General features: G+C 41.8%; 17 protein-coding genes. 5 read left to right on the forward strand and 12 right to left on the reverse strand.

Annotated elements, in window-relative coordinates:
- Window positions 1-1,020: a glycoside hydrolase family 88/105 protein gene (locus MKY14_RS23740; RefSeq protein ID WP_339812171.1), complete on the reverse strand. Its 1,020-nt coding sequence runs from the start codon at window positions 1,018-1,020 to the stop codon at window positions 1-3.
- Between the two features lie 422 nt (window positions 1,021-1,442).
- Between MKY14_RS23740 and MKY14_RS23745 the strand changes: the two genes are divergently transcribed.
- A complete protein-coding gene (locus MKY14_RS23745; RefSeq protein ID WP_326047287.1) occupies window positions 1,443-2,384 on the forward strand; it encodes an AraC family transcriptional regulator in 942 nt (313 codons plus the stop codon).
- A gap of 22 nt (window positions 2,385-2,406) precedes the next feature.
- On the opposite strand, the gene MKY14_RS23750 is transcribed toward MKY14_RS23745, so the two are convergent.
- The 4 genes from MKY14_RS23750 to MKY14_RS23765 all read right to left on the reverse strand — a co-directional run bounded on the left by MKY14_RS23750 (window position 2,407) and on the right by MKY14_RS23765 (window position 5,170).
- A complete protein-coding gene (locus tag MKY14_RS23750) occupies window positions 2,407-3,165 on the reverse strand; it encodes a hypothetical protein (protein ID WP_076104110.1) in 759 nt (252 codons plus the stop codon).
- A gap of 252 nt (window positions 3,166-3,417) precedes the next feature.
- Complete coding sequence (locus tag MKY14_RS23755; protein WP_076302895.1) at window positions 3,418-4,140, reverse strand: MBL fold metallo-hydrolase; 723 nt, start codon at window positions 4,138-4,140, stop codon at window positions 3,418-3,420.
- 113 nt (window positions 4,141-4,253) lie between these two features.
- On the reverse strand, window positions 4,254-4,823 hold the full coding sequence (locus MKY14_RS23760) for an SF0329 family protein (protein ID WP_076279454.1): 570 nt from the start codon (window positions 4,821-4,823) through the stop codon (window positions 4,254-4,256).
- Window positions 4,805-5,170, reverse strand: coding sequence for a winged helix-turn-helix transcriptional regulator (locus tag MKY14_RS23765; RefSeq protein WP_076219486.1), 366 nt, complete (start codon window positions 5,168-5,170; stop codon window positions 4,805-4,807). The genes MKY14_RS23760 and MKY14_RS23765 overlap by 19 nt, the downstream gene beginning before the upstream one ends.
- A gap of 191 nt (window positions 5,171-5,361) precedes the next feature.
- Here MKY14_RS23765 and MKY14_RS23770 point away from each other — a divergent pair, with 191 nt between their 5' ends.
- The gene (locus tag MKY14_RS23770; protein ID WP_076219487.1) at window positions 5,362-5,895 is read left to right on the forward strand and encodes an NAD(P)H-dependent oxidoreductase; all 534 of its coding nucleotides are present in this window, start codon (window positions 5,362-5,364) and stop codon (window positions 5,893-5,895) included.
- 73 nt (window positions 5,896-5,968) lie between these two features.
- Here MKY14_RS23770 and MKY14_RS23775 read toward each other — a convergent pair whose 3' ends face one another.
- A complete protein-coding gene (locus MKY14_RS23775; protein ID WP_076128541.1) occupies window positions 5,969-7,135 on the reverse strand; it encodes a DUF4317 domain-containing protein in 1,167 nt (388 codons plus the stop codon).
- Between the two features lie 202 nt (window positions 7,136-7,337).
- The gene (locus MKY14_RS23780; RefSeq protein ID WP_339171340.1) at window positions 7,338-8,870 is read right to left on the reverse strand and encodes an MFS transporter; all 1,533 of its coding nucleotides are present in this window, start codon (window positions 8,868-8,870) and stop codon (window positions 7,338-7,340) included.
- A 249-nt stretch (window positions 8,871-9,119) separates the two neighbouring features.
- On the opposite strand from MKY14_RS23780, the gene MKY14_RS23785 reads away from it, so the two are divergent.
- Window positions 9,120-9,572, forward strand: coding sequence for an Lrp/AsnC family transcriptional regulator (locus MKY14_RS23785; protein ID WP_076128537.1), 453 nt, complete (start codon window positions 9,120-9,122; stop codon window positions 9,570-9,572).
- A 162-nt stretch (window positions 9,573-9,734) separates the two neighbouring features.
- On the opposite strand, the gene MKY14_RS23790 is transcribed toward MKY14_RS23785, so the two are convergent.
- Entirely contained in the window at window positions 9,735-10,859 is a 1,125-nt protein-coding gene (locus tag MKY14_RS23790) for an NAD(P)/FAD-dependent oxidoreductase (RefSeq protein WP_340977496.1), read from the reverse strand.
- 169 nt (window positions 10,860-11,028) lie between these two features.
- Between MKY14_RS23790 and MKY14_RS23795 the strand changes: the two genes are divergently transcribed.
- Complete coding sequence (locus tag MKY14_RS23795) at window positions 11,029-12,216, forward strand: YhgE/Pip domain-containing protein (RefSeq protein WP_076185138.1); 1,188 nt, start codon at window positions 11,029-11,031, stop codon at window positions 12,214-12,216.
- Between the two features lie 46 nt (window positions 12,217-12,262).
- Window positions 12,263-12,802 carry a PadR family transcriptional regulator gene (locus MKY14_RS23800; RefSeq protein WP_076128531.1) on the forward strand — a complete coding sequence of 180 codons (540 nt, stop codon included), beginning with the start codon at window positions 12,263-12,265 and terminating at the stop codon, window positions 12,800-12,802.
- Window positions 12,803-12,882: 80 nt separating this feature from the next.
- Here the strand turns inward: MKY14_RS23800 and MKY14_RS23805 are convergent, their stop codons facing one another.
- The 4 genes from MKY14_RS23805 to MKY14_RS23820 form a co-directional block, all read right to left on the reverse strand.
- Window positions 12,883-13,869: a FecCD family ABC transporter permease gene (locus MKY14_RS23805; protein ID WP_340977498.1), complete on the reverse strand. Its 987-nt coding sequence runs from the start codon at window positions 13,867-13,869 to the stop codon at window positions 12,883-12,885.
- Window positions 13,869-14,909: a FecCD family ABC transporter permease gene (locus MKY14_RS23810; RefSeq protein WP_340977500.1), complete on the reverse strand. Its 1,041-nt coding sequence runs from the start codon at window positions 14,907-14,909 to the stop codon at window positions 13,869-13,871. The genes MKY14_RS23805 and MKY14_RS23810 overlap by 1 nt, the downstream gene beginning before the upstream one ends.
- Before the next feature lie 70 nt (window positions 14,910-14,979).
- Entirely contained in the window at window positions 14,980-15,801 is an 822-nt protein-coding gene (locus MKY14_RS23815; RefSeq protein WP_340977502.1) for an alpha/beta hydrolase, read from the reverse strand.
- Window positions 15,798-16,814: an ABC transporter substrate-binding protein gene (locus MKY14_RS23820; RefSeq protein WP_340977503.1), complete on the reverse strand. Its 1,017-nt coding sequence runs from the start codon at window positions 16,812-16,814 to the stop codon at window positions 15,798-15,800. Before MKY14_RS23820 ends, MKY14_RS23815 begins: the two co-directional genes overlap by 4 nt.
- Window positions 16,815-16,900: the final 86 nt, after the last annotated feature.

Here is a 16,900-nt window from a genome sequence, read left to right on the forward strand (position 1 = left end):
CTATTTAAGCATATCGGATAGAAAAGCTAATGCTAAGCCTTGCCCCCAGCCTTGAATCCAGTCTTTTGGAATATTGCGGTATCCTTCCCGATCCTTCATAACCGCTGTTCCGCCAGAGACACTCAGTACCCGTCCATCTTCGCTGATATTGTTCAAAATACCTTTCAGGGCTTTTTGCACATATTTGGTATGCAGCGGATTGCCGTTATTGATCATAGCAGCCGCAATGCCGCAAGACGCGGATACTTCTTCATAAGACTCCTCGTCATCGAGTACTGTCCGCCACAGACCGTTCTCCGTTTGCACCAGCTTGAGTGCGGCCAACTGATCGCGCAGCGAACACTCCACGTCCATACACTGCGGATACAGATACCATTCTTTCAAAAGCTTTTTAACTTGCGACATGGTGTATGCGCCCCAAGCATTCGCTCTGCCCCAGAATAGTCCAGACATGTGATCCTGCTTCACATTATTGTAGCCATGGTACCAAAACCCGCTGCTAGGATCTTGCAGGTATTTGATATGCCAATAATATTGATTCAAGGCATCTTGAATCATTTCCTGATCCTTTAATTTGCTTCCTACACGGAGCAGGAAAAATGCCGCCATAAACAAGGTATCCGCCCATGCCTGTTCTGGAAAATCATTAGAAATAGAGACGGTATGCTGCAACACATGATCTCCGAATCTAAGCGCATTGTTCTGCAGATAATCTACTTTGCTCATCACAATATCCCAATATTTCTGATTGCCTGTTTCCTCATACAAAGTGATCAGCATATGGCCCATGGCACAGGTATTTACCGTCCAATCCGGCAGACCCAGCTCGATATATTCATCTGCCCACTGGACAAGCATATCCAAATACTCTTTATTTCCTGTAGTTTCATAAGCTCTGGTTACCCCATAATAAGCCACACCACAAGGCCAGTCCCATGTTAAATCCATCGCCATTGTTTTTCTGACCACTTTGTCGATGACCCTTAAAATCTCTTCTCTGTCATAAGTTAATTGAAGCATCTTGTTTCTCCTCTCTTTCGCACACGCCCCCAAAGGCGCTTGAGAGCTGTCCGTCCATATTGTAAACGCTTTACTAACTCTATTGTAAGTAGTAAAATGGTCTGATTCTAAGCATATTCATAACTAAACTGTGCAATTTCAACCATTAACTTTTGTTCGCTATATCTTGGAATTAGCCGTGACTACAGAGAATATTTGGACTTCCGGCCGCTGTTGTCGTAAGAATTTCTTGATTTGTAACGCTATTAGCGGTTGAAATCCGGAGACAAAGGTGGACGCTACGCCCCTAAAGTTCCAAGATTCTCCTCCGCCACTTTTCCTCAAATTGTATAATATCAAGTTCTCTTTATATAGTTGAATTTGATATAACGTTAACCTATAATCTACTCAACCTACGTAATAAGAATGGGAGTATTGAGAATATGCCCAGAAAAAAGAAACCCATCATTGAATACCGCCACTACAGCTTACCGATAAACTTTCCTATCTTGCTGTTAAGCGGTGAACGTTGGAAGATTTCTGATATTAAAAGTGAACATCTGCATTTCCATAATCATTTGGAGATTGGCATTTGCCATTCGGATAGCGGCATCATGGAGATCAAAGGAGAATCTGTGCCTTTTAAAGCCGGAGATGTGACCTTCATCCCTAGGTATCTCCCTCATACAACTTATAGTTCGCCGAATGAAGCCAGTCTGTGGTCTTATATCTTTTTTTCGCCTGAGGATCTTTTTCAGCAATCCTTCAAGAGCGCTTACAGCAACTTTGAGCCGAATCTGTGGGCAATAAAGGGAATGAACTGTATTTTGAACAAAGAGGAACATCCCAAGGTTTATACCCTTGCGACATCGGTCGTGGAGGAATTGAAACAAAAAAATCCTTACTATCAAGAAAGTGCCTACGGCTTATTGTTATCGCTTTATATAGAGCTCCTTAGAATTCATTCCCGGAATGAACCCTTGGTTGATCAAGAAACAGAGCATAGCCTGAAGGGCGATTTTGTCATCTCACCCGTTCTGGAATACATCACTAAAAACTACATGATGCCGATTACCATCGATTTTTTAGCTGATCTGTGCCACCTAAGTACCACTCATTTCCGCAGGAAATTCCATGAGATTATGGGGTCCGCACCTCTCGACTTCCTAAACAGTACCCGTATTGAAGAGGCCTGTAAGCAGTTAAAAAGTACGGATGATTCCATTCTCTCCATCTCTGAGCAAGTCGGTTTTCAGTCCATATCCAGCTTCAACCGATGTTTCTCCAAGCTTATGGGTGAGTCACCTAAACAATGGCGTAAAGGCGCACAATCCGAAGCACAATCCGCTAAAGCGTCTATATTGGAGTTTACGGGGTGGGTATGATCCATTGATCCATTGATCTATTCTAGATCATCTTTCTCCCGATTGTTTTATATAACATGGTTCTTATCTTCTTTAACTGCGCAAAGTTTTCTTCAAATGAAATGCTGTGGGTCAGTGCCAGCCCTTTTGAGAAATCTTTTTTATATAGAAAAATTGATTCCAAATACAAACCTATGACATGAATCTGATTCCAAGTAGGATAACTTGAATTATGATAGAAGACAGTCAGCGTTTCTAATGCATAAAAATTATGACACCATCTCGCTTCCTCCATTATGTACTTCATTGCCGGTCCGTTATTGTTAATCATTATGTCTCGGAATTCATCTAAATGATTAGGCTGAACATCGACATATTCAATTGCATAAAATGGCTTTACATGCCGTTTTCGCGCGCCTTCCCCTGGTGTAGGGTACGTGCTGTTTGGTGTGGTTACAAGTAACTCCATACGGATTGTTTCGAGCACGAAAGGTATATTCACATTTTTTAAGTTAGGTAAAATGATTTCGGCATCTTCTTTTTCCTTGATCTGCATTAGGATAAGATAATCCCATATAATGAATTCTCCATGTTTTTCGGCTGTTTTGTTATGACTGTAAACTGAAATATCCTCCACAGCATTATTTTGAGTCATGGATCCTAGAACGTCTGTGAGTTGGCTCTTTATTTCTTTTTTCATATGCTTTTTATACTTCTTATCGACTCCGATACTCCAAGCAATATAATAAGTATCATTTTGTGGTGTCAGTTTTAGATTCTCTACGCTTATTTTCTTATCCATTTCTGTTTCCCTTTCTGTACAAGTCCCCAGCCATCGATGTATAATTCGTCTAAGATTTCTAATAGCTCGGAAGGGGTCTGAAGCAAGGCTGCTTATGGTTAATCGTAACGCTGCTTCCCAATAAACGCAAATAAGCCCCCTCTATGAACTGCCCCATCAGGCACAACAAAAAGGCATGCCTCCGGTACACTACCGAATTCATACCTAACAAGTCGCCAAATAAAATAAGCTGTTATGTGGTAAGGCTAGCCTTTACTTTACCTCACAAAATCTATTTAACAAGGGAATGATTTGTTCCTTGCTCATAGGGGCGTCGTGCCCCGGGATATACGTAGTAAATGAAAGAGTCGATAAAAGCTCAATATATTCTTTCATTTTTATCGGATCAATTTTACCTTCTCCATGATAATAATCCCCGCTATGTGCATCGCCTGCGAATAATACTCCCGCTTCTTTTATATATACAACACAAGAATCGTCTTCATGTGGCCCTCCTACCTTTATAATCTGGCAAGTGGTGCCCCCTAAATCCAGCGTTAAAGCATTCTCGAACATAATATTTCCTGTGCTAACCTTAATCTTATCAAACGTATCATATTCTTTTTTCATACAGTTATAGGCGAATGCTATTTCTTCTTTGGTCTCTAAGCGTTTTACCACAGCTTCTTCATCCCATTCCCATTCTTTCAGGCGCTTTAGTGCCTCATTCGTTGCTGAAGAGACTATAGTTTCCCCGTCAAAAGCATGCATACCAAAGGTATGATCCCAATGCCAGTGCGTGATCAAAGCATATTTGGGACGTGGCAGATTGTTATCATCTAAACACTTTATAAAGGCATCTAAATGCGATTTTGAATTACCACAATCAATCATAATTGAAAAGCTGTCACCTACAACATATCCCAAAACAGGTCTGTCTGTTTCTCGGACACTTTCCAAATAATAAATAGAGTCATTTATTTTTTTGAGTTCCATCCTATTTTCTCTCCTTTATGGATACAGGTAAAAATACGCTCTATGGAGGAGATGATTACCTATTTATAATGGATGAAGCAGGTCCCATTGGGCAAGGGAGAGTTTAGTTATATTCACAATGTACTACGACGTAGTTCATAAAAATATTGCACAATCGGATGCTTTAACTGCATCTTCTCGCTCATGTTTAAAATCCGCTTTTTCCCAACCCGTCTGTCCACTAAAGCCAGAATATTCAATAAGATATCATCGCTCTCTATACTTTCCTCTATAGAAGTAGATAAAAACTTATTAGCTATAACGATAAAATTCGATTTACTTAATGACGTCTGTGCTGACAAAAGCTCCTTTGCAACTTCTGATATCTTTCTGCTTCTTGCAATGACTATTAGACGATCCTCCGGGATGATCCCTTTACTATCTTTTCTAACCGCTTCGATGTCTTCAGGGTGGATTGGAATTTGGAGTTCTGAATCATTCTTAATCTCCTGCTCCGTCTGATACCATCTGATTGAGCTAGTTCTATCATTCATATTGAGTACGTTCTTTTTATCTACCGAAATATAACAGCTCCCTGATTTATCAGGTAAATAACGGTAGCTGCTTGCGCGATATTCAACCTTGCCGGATAACGCGGGACATAGAAAACTCTCCAGTTGTTGCTTTAATTTGCTCCAGGACATGTATCCTCCAACAAGACGATCTCTTCTCCTCGTCCTTGTCTTATTTTTATATTTTCTTTCCCCCAAGAACACATAACATCCACGATCTTATTGGCTGTAACGCCATATTCCGTGAGGCTGTATTCAACTTTTGGCGGCATCTGCTGGTACACGAATCTTTTGACAAGCCCATCCCTCTCAAGTTCACGAAGCTGCTGGATCAGAACCTTTTGTGAGATGCCTTGAATATTACGCTGTAATTCACTTGTTCTTTTGGTACCGGACATCAAAAAGCAAATGATCAAAGCTTTCCACTTTCCGCCGATGATTTCTAGTGTTGCCTCTATCCCTAAATGATATTGTTTCATAGAATAACACCTCGTTCATGCTGATCAAATTAAGCTTACTCAAAACTTCATTGTTGCATATATTTTTTTCGGAGTCCAGTACACACCTCGAAGTAACCATCTTACTTTATTGTGTGTATTTTCTTTTTTTACAACCTGCAAGATAATAATAATATTCATAAATAATATAGGCCTGAGAATGGAGATTCATCATGAAAACACTAGTGATTTTGGCGCATCCGAACCTTGAGAATTCGAGGGTCAACCAGTGCTGGAAAGAAGAACTGCTATTATATCCCAACGATATTACCCTTCATGAGATTTATAAGGAGTACCCTGACTGGAATATTAATGTTCCTAGAGAGCAGAATCTAATGGAAACATATGACCATGTGATCTTTCAATTCCCGTTGTATTGGTACAGTTATCCGCCGCTATTAAAAAAATGGTTTGACGATGTGTTGGCTTACGGATGGGCTTATGGATCAAACGGGAACAAGCTTAACGGGAAAAAGTTAGGGCTGGCCCTGTCCATCGGTGATAAAAAAGAAAATTATCAGCCAGCGGGCTCTGTTTCTTTTACCGTAGACGAAGTGATCGCACCCTTTAAAGCCAGTGCCAAACATGTAGGCGCAGAAGCCCTACCGTACTTTGCTGTTTTTGGAGCTTCATTTCAAGCCAGCGATGAAGAAATTTATACTAGCGCAAAAGAATATATCGAATATATCTTTAATCACCGTATTTGACACAAAACAAATTGGGCTATCCTTAGTCTTGTTCAAAGACTTCAAGGATAGCCCATAGCATTGTTGAAGCAGTCTAAAGATTCTCTGTAGTAAGGGTGAAGCCTTCGATCACGGCATCTTCGTCAACCTCAATCAAAATGCAGCGTCTCCCATGATAATTCACTTGCTTCACATATTTTAAATCCTGCGGGCTGACCGAAATCGTAGCTACCTTTGTATCGATCTTAATCGATTTGGTAGTGAATTTCGGCATTACGCTGCTCGCCTTCATCTCATAATGCTTATCGTCAACGATCGTTTCAAACGCCCGTTCCACTTTTTCCATTGTCACGTTCTCTACGCCACTTACCGTGAGTACACGTTCCAGATCTCTATAATCGAGCTTTGGAGGTTCTTCCTTATCGTCGTTGGTTTCGATGACCTGATGGATCTCCTCGTACACCTGTGCGAGAGTGGTTGCATCAAGCTGTTCGCCCGCCACTTCCTTCACGATGTCTTCGAATATAGCTCTCTCTTCCAGAGCCGTATTGGATCTTTCGGCATTCAAGACCTCTCCGACAAAATGCGGATCTGGAAAGTTCGATTTCCCCGTACAATACAGAATGCGGTTCACATCGGAATAATTGTCCGTCACGCTTGGGTAAAAGAAACCTTGCTCCGGCGTACTTAACTTGACGATCGGATCTACAATGACATTGTACTTGAACTCCCGCTCCACGTAATCAAACAAGAGAGCTTTCCGTTGTTTCTCCGTGGAATTCACGCTGCATAGGATAAAAGGATGCGCGAATAGTTCGTTTTTCTCACTTTCCTCGGCTTCATCGTTTCTATCTTTAGTCGGGCGGAAATATTGTCCGCGAACGAAAGTGATCACCGTATCCCGTTCATAATGAGTATCCGCCATCATTCTGTCCACCAACAGCAGCATCAGATCCTGCCATTCATCCGGATCCCCTGTCACCAAAGCTTGATGAAGCATCACCTGCGCCGGCTCCTCCGCTTCCGCTTGAAACTTCAACTCGAACAATTTCTGATCCAGTTCACCGGTCAGGAGTTTTTTGAAATTGCCCATATACAGCTCCTGCTTCTCTCTGTCCACCATTCCAAACGGCTGGCGCTCCCAATGATAGATTTCGTTGCTTTCCTTCATAATATACACGTTGAGAATATCGTAAATACTCATTAAATCGTGATCCAGCTTAAATTGCTTGCGTATATGCGCGACTTCTTTCTTTATCATGATTCGTTAGACAACTCCTAGGAAGATTAATTGGTCTTTTCAGTATAAAGGATAAAAAAAAGCTTCGCTAGAAGGGGTTTTTAACGTTACTTCATTTCAGTTTTGTTCCAAAGCAATAATACAACGACTTTACGTGATAATACTAGGCGGCTTAATCAGTTGAGACTCACGAATCGCTTGTGGGCGCGATAGTCTTCACTCTCTACTTTTGCAACAATGCTCTCTTGGGTCCAAAAATTATAAAACTGATCGCGGCCAACACCCAGACACCAATACCGCCATAGAGCATCACCAAACCAAAGCCGTGTACAAGCGAGGCATGGACGATAGCTCCGGATGCATCCAGTGAAGATAGTTCTGGAAAACCCTGATTGAGAGACGAAGTGTTTCCGGCAGCTGTTTTTTCGGCCAAAGATCGCAATTGTAAAACATCGACAGTCTCAGGAAAAGCTTTCTTCAAATAAGAAAAGATGCCTTCCTGTAAAATGAAGCCCATTACGGCAATGTTGATGGCTAGACTGATTAATCTGGCACTCATGTCTATGCCGGAAGCCATACCTGCACGAGTACTAGGTACCGAGCCGGTAGTCGTGTTGGTGACAGGCGTGTTGGTTAATCCCAGCCCAATACCAGCCAACAGAGAGCCGGGGAGCATAGTCAACCAGCTGGCGTGATCACCGCTGCTGCCATACTTCATCAAAATGAAGCCCAAGCCGATAACGAATAGACCCAATGGGATAACTATGCGCGGTTGGTAGCGGAGCGAAAATCGCTCTGCCAGAGGCGGAATTACCAGGGTGGGCAGTGCATAAGCCAGAACAGACAACCCGGCACTTACGATGTCGTAATCAAGCCCGCTCTGGAAATAAATTGGAAGATAGATCATGAATGGCCAAAAACTGAAATTCATCCCGACGGAGCCAAGGAGAGCACCAGAAAAATTACGTACCTTGAATACGGAAAAGTCGAACATTGGATGAGCACTGTGCTTCTCCGCAAATAGAAATACTATGAAACTTATTGCCACTGCAACAAGGATGCTGAGGGATGCTGTACCTCTAAAACCAAGTTCCGACCCTTGTGTGATAAAATAGACCAGGCCAAAAACCGTCAACGAAAGCGTGACGATGCCGATAATGTCCAGCTTTTTTGCCTGTGGATCGCTGGACTCCTCCACGCCGCTGAAGACAAGGATCAAAGTAAAAAGGGTCAGCGGGACATGGACCAGAAAAACCCAATGCCAGTTCAATACAGCCACGATCATACCGCCAATGATAGGTCCAAAACCGAGACCGATACCAAACACGATCCCCCATGTGCTAAAGGCTTTGCTGCGTTCTTCTCCTTTCTGAAACCGATGTGAAAGAATGGCTATCTGGCAAATCTGCATCGCGCCAGCACCCACGCCTTGAAGGAACCGGCTGGCGATCAGAACCGATGTGCTTTGCGCCAAGCCACAAATCAAAGATGTAATACCGAACAAGATAAGGCTGATAATAAAAATACGCCTCCTTCCATACCGGTCAGCCAGCGTTCCAACAGCCATCAGAACTGTCGCACAGGCAATGGTGTAGGCGTTCATAATCCATTGCATATCCTTGAGGCTACCGTGCAATACCTTTTCCAGGGTAGGCAGTATCACAGGCACACTGGAAATTTCGAGGCCAAACATCAATGCGGACAAACATATAGCAGCTAATGTGATTATATTTTTGCGGGAGTGGGAGAGTCTCATTGGGAGTTTCCTCCAGACTCATCAATACGTGCCTGTAAATCTTCTGTACCTACTTTATTTAAATCAAATTTTCTCAATGGTAGCCATCCTCTCTAACTTTCCAAGTGTAGATCATCATTTTGGTGAGAGTCATATTATATAATGTAAATTATTCATTTTACATATTATAATCAATCAATTATGATGATTTAACAAAGTAATTAAAGGAGTTTTAATGAATTACCTTAAATATAAAGGAGGCCATCCAAAGTGGATCATGTAGACAAACAAATTCTCTTCTATCTTCAAAATCAAGCGAGGATTTCAATGACAGAACTGGGGAAATCCGTAGGTCTGTCTCAACCTGCGGTTACGGAACGAGTTAGAAGAATGGAAGAGAAAGGAATCATTGAGGAATATCGCACCATCATCTCCCCTGAAAAAATCGGGAAAAATACGGCAGCCTATATGTTGTTTCGGACTAGAGACTGCCTGGCATTTCTTGACTTTGTCCATGCCTCTCCCCAAGTTGCCGAGTGCCACCGTATAAGTGGAGAACACAGCTATTTATTAAAAGTAGTTACCGAATCTACACATGCTCTTGAAGAGTTTGGCAATCAATGTGATAAGTATGGAACCTATACGATCCTGATTGTTATGTCTTCACCGATAGATCATAGATTTCTCATTCATTCTCTCGAAGAGGCATCTAAAGTTGACTAATGCCAAGCAGAAGGACAACGAGTTTACAGAGAAGTAGCTTTATTAAGAGCGTCTTACAATAAGCAGGAATAAATGTTTAGTTAAAAAAAACGACATCTCTGTCGTTTTAAGGAATACGTATGGTGGCACTTTAGCGGATCGAATCGCTGACCTCCTTTTTTACTACTCATTTATCGCTTGCTCTAATGCATAGTCTTCAAGCTGAATATCTACCTGTTGATTCATGGTCAGCTTGGCTAGCTGTTCACCAAGAAAGGGCCCCATCGTTAATCCGGATGACCCTAGTCCATTAGCAACAATTAGTTTATTCCATCCTTGAACCCTGCCCAACACGGGAAGAAAATCTGCTGTAAATGGACGGAACCCTACTCTTATCTCATTTAGGCTACAATCCGCAAGACCGGAAGCCGTTTGCAGACCTTTATTTAATATTTCTTGCATCCCTCCTGCGGTTACAGCAGTATCATAACCTACGACATCATTTTCGTGAGTAGCACCTACCACGATATTTTGATCCGCAAATGCGAGTATATATTGATCTGTAGGCGGCATTACCACAGGCCATTGCTCTGTACTCGCTTGTTGAGCAAGCTTCAAATGCATAATTTGAGCTTTTTGATAACGCACCTGAAGCATGATCCCAAGCGGATGAAGCAAAGCGTTAGACCAAGCCCCTGCGCACACAATCACTTCATCCGCTGTGAATGTCTGTTCTCCTACACTAACCCCTTTAATTTCATGTTCATCATGTTCTAAAATAGCATCTCCCTCAATCATTTGCGCACCATTACGCTGAGCAGCCCTTAGCAAAGCATCACGTAATTCACGTCCGTTCACTCTTGCTGCACCGGATACATGAAGCGCATGATAACCTTCCGACAATAAGGGAAACTTCTCTTGCGCTTCAAGATCCGTCAGCATCGTAAGTTCCCCTATTTCAGGGGCGTCCTCTCTGCGCAGCTCCGCTCTTTCTTTCATCGCGAGTAACTTTTTCAAATCCTCATGGATACATATCGCTCCAACTTTTGCGTATCCAGTCTCGGTTTCTCCAGCCTCTTCCAACTCTTGAATAAGTGCCGGATAAAAGCTTGCTCCCGCTTTAGCAAGACGATACCATGCTTTGTTTCTGCGTTGAGACAACCATGGACAAATAATCCCTGCTGCTGCATCCGTTGCTTGTCCAACATCCTTACGATCTATAATGATGACCTCAGCACCTAACTTACTTAGCTGATAAGCTGCTGAAGCCCCTAATATGCCTGCACCAATTACAATAACCTTGTTCATATTCGAAGTCCCTTCAGTTATTCATTTTTTTAATCATTCACTACTTACCCATTGTATCTTAAATTTGACATTTATAATGAATTATCGTACTATAAATTTCACTCAGTTAAAAGTACTTTAATTGGAGTACTAAAATAAAAGTGTTATTCAGAAGAAAGAAGGAATACAGTTGAAGTTTTCACAGTTTTTGAAGTCCAAAGGGGCCATTGGTTCTATTTTTATGGGTGTGTTCTATGCCATTGCGATGCTGGGTATTTTCTTACCAGGGTATACAGCACTTCCAGGGAACATGGATGATTTAAAAATTGCTATTGTCAATGATGATGCAGGTCAATATGGGGCTCAGATTTCGAGTCAGTTCTCGGAGAGTTTACCATTCAAAACGATAAAAACCGATGTATCGAATAAAAAAGCGATGGATGAATTAGAACATAATAAGTTAGCTCTAGTTGTCCATATTCCAGAAGAATTTTCAGCCAACGTTCAAAGCGGTAAGGTATCCGCAAGTATTGATTTCACAGTCAACGAAGCTTCTGCCACCATGGTATCTTCAGCCATGTCTTCCGTTGTAGGAGAAATTAACAAACAATTAAGCGCGAACTTCTCAGAGCAAACCGCAAAAGGTGTGTTAATGAACTTTAACGTACCAGAAGAACAAGCCACCGCAATGGCTACACAAATTGAAAATAGTTATGTCGGGAATTATGTTGTCATCAATGATGTTCCGGACGGCATGCACAACAACATGTTACCTATGTTCTTAACTATGGCTGGTTATGTTGGGGCAATGATTGCCTCCATGCAATTAGTTGCTTCTTTTAAAGCAAACCGCGGGAAAGCAAGCAAGACAAAACTGTTTATGTTCGTTCAATTCACAGCTTTATTAATCGCTGTATTATCAACAGTCGTTGCTTTAACCATTGCCTTCTCTGTTGCAGATGTAGACCTATCCTTACTGTTACCAGTTGCTGCTCAACAAATTCTAATGTATATGGCTGCATTTAACGTGTGTGCGATTATGGTCTTCCTAGTTGGCGAAGGCGGTATGGTCTTAAATATTCCAATCCTGCTCATGCAAACCATCGCCAATGGTGCTACCATGCCTCGTGATATGATGTATACACCATACGATTGGTTCGGCCGCATCACCCCGATGTATTATTCTGTGCAAGCTTATTTGGCACAAATGTTTGGTTCCATTAGTCCAGCCCCCTTCTTATGGGGATTAGCAGGCGTATTTGCCGGGGCTATGATGATTAACATTGTAATCGTCCGGTTTGTTCATAAACCTGTACCTGTGACTAAAGAAACTATACTGCCCGTTGAAGTTAAAAATACAGCTGAAATAACCGCCTAGGTTTGGTAAGATAGAGTTTAGCCAACAATTAGGAGTGGGTTCTGTGATGTCAATTCAAATTTATATCTTAAGTAAGTTAATGGATGAAAATAATTATCCTTATAAATTAAAAAAAGAACTATCCACCCCTATTCCTTTTGATAAATTGCTCAATCTATCTGAAAGCAAACTATATTATCACTTTGAATCTCTTACGAAACAGGGCTTAGTTGAACAGGTAGAGATTATCAAAGAAGAACATCGTCCAGACAAACAGGTGTTTTCCATTACCGATAAAGGGCGCAAGCAGCTCCCGCTCAAAATTTATAAGGTAATAGAAGATGCAGAATCTATTTCAGATATGATTGTCGCTCTTGTGAATCTTCGTTTTGTAGAGACTGATAAAGTGATCCCGATTATCGAGAAGAAAATTGAACAGTCACTTATAAAAAAAGATCAATTAAATCAAATCTACCAGCAAATAGATGTAGATAGCTCCACTCGTGAAAGTGTAGATTTCATGGAAAGCTACTACGCTTCTCAACTTGAGCAATCTATACACTGGTGGAAAGTTCTTTTAGAAAAGCTGAAAACGAAAACGATATAAAAAAGAATGCCTTGGATTATAGCATAATCAAGGCATTCTTTTTTTATTTCCAGCACCAATCACACAATAGCTTTTTTCAGTTATTCACTTTTAATCAATAAATATAAAAAGTATGGAGCACCGATTAAAGCCACGATTACTCCTGCTGGTATTTCAGTATTGGCTACTACCATTTTACCAAGCGCATCTGCAATAACAACTAATCCGCCACCGATTAATAAACACGCGGGAATCATTATTTTATGGCCACGAAAGAGTCGTCTAACTAAATGTGGAACTACTAGTCCTACAAATCCAATGCTCCCACTGACAGCAACCGCTGGTGCTGCCAATAAGACACTACACACTAAAAACCAAACACGATACTTATTTAGAGATACCCCTAAACTAATGACTACAGGATCGTTAAGCCTTAGTACATCCAATATAAGATGATTCCGAATTAATAAAGGCACAATAAGAAGTAACCAAGGCAGCATAGCATACACGTGACTCCAATTACTATTCCCTATGTTCCCTGCCAGCCACACCTTAATCATCTGATATTGCGAAGGATCTAGTACGAAGGTTAACACAATCATAAATGCACTAATCGCAGCCGCAACAGCAATACCAGTATAAATTAATCGAATGGGAATAATGCCTTGATTGCGATCATAGGAAAGCATAAATAATAGAGCGACAACGATAAATCCGCCCAATAAAGCATACAGTGGCTGAACATACGTATGTAAGCCGGTTGAGCTATTTTGTAACAGCAAAAATAACATCATGGATAATCCGGCACCAGCATTTATCCCCAATATGCCCGGGTCTGCTAAAGCATTTCGGCTTATGGCTTGCAGCAGCATTCCTGCTATTGCCAACGCGCCACCTACTAGAAAACCCAAGATCATACGTGGAATACGGAACTGAAAAAGTACAAGCTCCTGCCTCGGTGTTCCATTTCCCAATACGGTTTGCCATAACTCTTGTAAGCTTAAGCTGCTTTGACCAGTAGATACACTATATATAAATCCTAGCAGTAAAATGATTGCTATAATTATAAACTTCCATCTTGGCTTCACTATAGCTCCCGCCTTTCTTTACGAGCCAAATATAGAAAGAACGGAACACCAATAACCGCAATTACAGCACCTACAGGGATTTCATAAGGGGTATTTACGATACGTGCCACTAAATCAGCAAGCACAACAAGGATGGCTCCCAGAATTGCGGATAATGGAATAATATAACGATAATCCACACCCACTATGTAACGTACCAAATGCGGAGCAATTAAGCCCACAAAGCTTACAGATCCGGCTAAAGCACATGAAATCCCAGCTAACATAAATGCGGCTAAAAGCGAAAGATTTTTGATAAGTTTTATATTAACGCCTAACCCTTCCGCTGTCTCATCCCCTACAGAAAGTATAGTAATCGACTTTGAAATTACGATGGAAAGTAATAGCGCAAGAAGCATCCAAGGCAACATTTGCTGTAGATGAGCCATGCTAATGCCACTTAAACCTCCTCCATACCAAAAAGCCACCTGCTGAGCCACTGAAAAAAAGATACTTATTCCTTCACTTAGGGCAGTTAGCATAGCAGAGATGGCAGCACCCGCCAATACAAGCCGAATAGGCGTCATGCCTCGTTTACTTAATAAACCCACACTAAAGACTAAACCCGCTCCCAATCCCGCACCTAGAATACAGAGCCAAAGTGTACCTGTGAATGAAATCGTCGGCAGGAAAACCATAGCAATAACTAACGTGACCCCTGCCCCAGCATTTAATCCAAGAATCCCCGAATCGGCTAAAGGATTGCGACTAATCCCTTGAATAATCGCTCCACTTACTGCAAATCCAGCGCCTGTTGCCATAGCGGCAAGTACCCGGGGTAAACGAATCGACTGGATCACCTGATGGGTAGACGCCTTATCATCAAAAGCGATGATCGACATGAATACATCTGCGAAGGGTATTTTTTTCGCGCCAAGGGCCATAGCAAGCACTAATACGCCTATTAATAGGAGGAGCATGAGGATTAGCAATAATAAAAAGGAAAACTTTTTTTCTCCTGCTAGTGATGATTTCTGAACATTTGCGGCCAATGTTTCCAACCCTTTCCCTTCACTTTACAAAAAGAGCCAGCCAAGGGCCAGCTCAGATGCAAACGAATATGATTTCTATCTAACTTAAGTCAGAGGATGTGGTAAGCAAAAATTTGACAGCCCGACTAATCGCACCCGAGATTACGCTCACATGCTCCTCTTGCTCAAGCAATGCCCAGCTTACTTCAAAGCTTGGAAGGTGTAAGGACATCATGCTGTTACATAAATCCAAGCTATCCTTGAGCATATAATCCAGCTCTTCTCCACCGGCAATCATAAGCGTTTTAGGTAACTGACTTAGTGTATTGCTGTGTAAATCAGCTTTAAAACTCTCATATTCCTTTAAAAGTGCGTAATCATTCCACCAGATGGAAGCACTACTTGCAATATAATGTGAGAACAAGGTGGGTTGTGTAAACAACGCATGCAGAACAAATAATCCGCCAAAGGAATGACCAAACAATGCTTGCTTCTGCTTATTGATAACGAACCGCTGGGCAATGGCTGGCATTAACTCTTTTTCAAAAAAAGCTAGCAGCTCATCTGCCCCGCCAAATTCAGGCCAAGGCTCCCCGTTGGGACGTTTCGGTAAATTCGCGAGCTCGGCTGGCATGGTTAAATCATAGGTTCGACGCACGGTATCAAACGCCTCACCCCCAGGATAACCAATGCCAACAACAATCGCGGGTGGATAGCCTTTAGGCTTACGCGTCAGCAATCGGGTGATTTCTGCTGCGGTTTCAAAAAGTCCATTACCGTCAAGAACATAAATGACACCGTAGCCATCTTTTGCAGGCTCATCCAAAGGTTTGGCAATAAAAATTTCATAGTCCTTATGATTAGCTTTACTCGTGATCAACATCGTTTCATAGTTTGGTTTTACGTACGGTTTGATAATCATGGCAGCAGGAACGCTACAATATCGTCCATCGTTTTTTGATAAGCAATTAATCCACTGGATCTCCAGTGATCGCCATCCACCTCGAACACTTTACCTGCTTGAACTGCAGGCAGCGCCTTCCATAAAGGACTAGCTTTAATGTCTGCCAGGAAAGCATCTCCCAGACCATCATTATCGTTAATAAAGATATAATCAGCGTCTAAATCAGACAACATTTCCAGCGAAATATCAGCGGACATTTCTCCTTCTACAAGAGCACTTTGAGCAAAGCCTAGCTCACTCAGCACATAACCCCCGTAATGGAAGTTACCCACTAAAAAGATCGCACGGGCATTCGCATTAATATAAATTGCTTTTTTACCGGCAGAAACGCTGGCTAACTGTGCTCTAGTTGCTTCTAGCTTTGTATTGTAAGCAGCAATAGCTTCTGTTGCCTTATCCTCTAAACCTAGCAATTTCGCAATCGTTTCTGTGGCCTCCACTACATTGCCGAGTGCATTCTTAAACACGTAAGTTGGAGCAATTTGCGAGTAGTTTTCATAAACACCATTTTGTGCATAAAAAGCAGTGGGGAATATAATTAATTCCGGCTCCAAATCTACTACAGATTCTGGAGAGGGAACACCATTAGCGAAGCTGATTTCTTTTACACCACTTAACGTATCCTGTAGATACTGCTGCGGTCTTTCACCCGTGGACCATTGGGCTACTGGGGTTACACCAAGGGTAACTAAGTAATCCTCTAGACCAGGGGCATACACCTTTTGTACAGTCCCCGGAATTTTTACTGTATTGCCTACTTGATCAGTTACTACAAACGCTTCTCTAGCCGCTACTTCCGTTTCTTGTACAGCGGGTTCATCCGTTGCAGTTGCACTCGTTTCACTGGTTGTTACTGGAGTATCTGTTGCTTGCTGATTAGCTGTATAATTGCCACCGCAAGCTGTTAGTAGAATGGATAATAAACCAACCATTACAACATAACTTATTGTTTTTGTATTAAACCCCTTCATGATAGACCTTCCCTCTTTCCTATATTCTCAATAATAATCATTCTCAGTATTGAGTGTATAAGAGATAGGACGCATTGACCATGTAA

It is taken from the genome of Paenibacillus sp. FSL R5-0887 (genome assembly GCF_038002305.1).
GTDB classification, from domain to species: Bacteria; Bacillota; Bacilli; order Paenibacillales; family Paenibacillaceae; genus Paenibacillus_AQ; species Paenibacillus_AQ odorifer.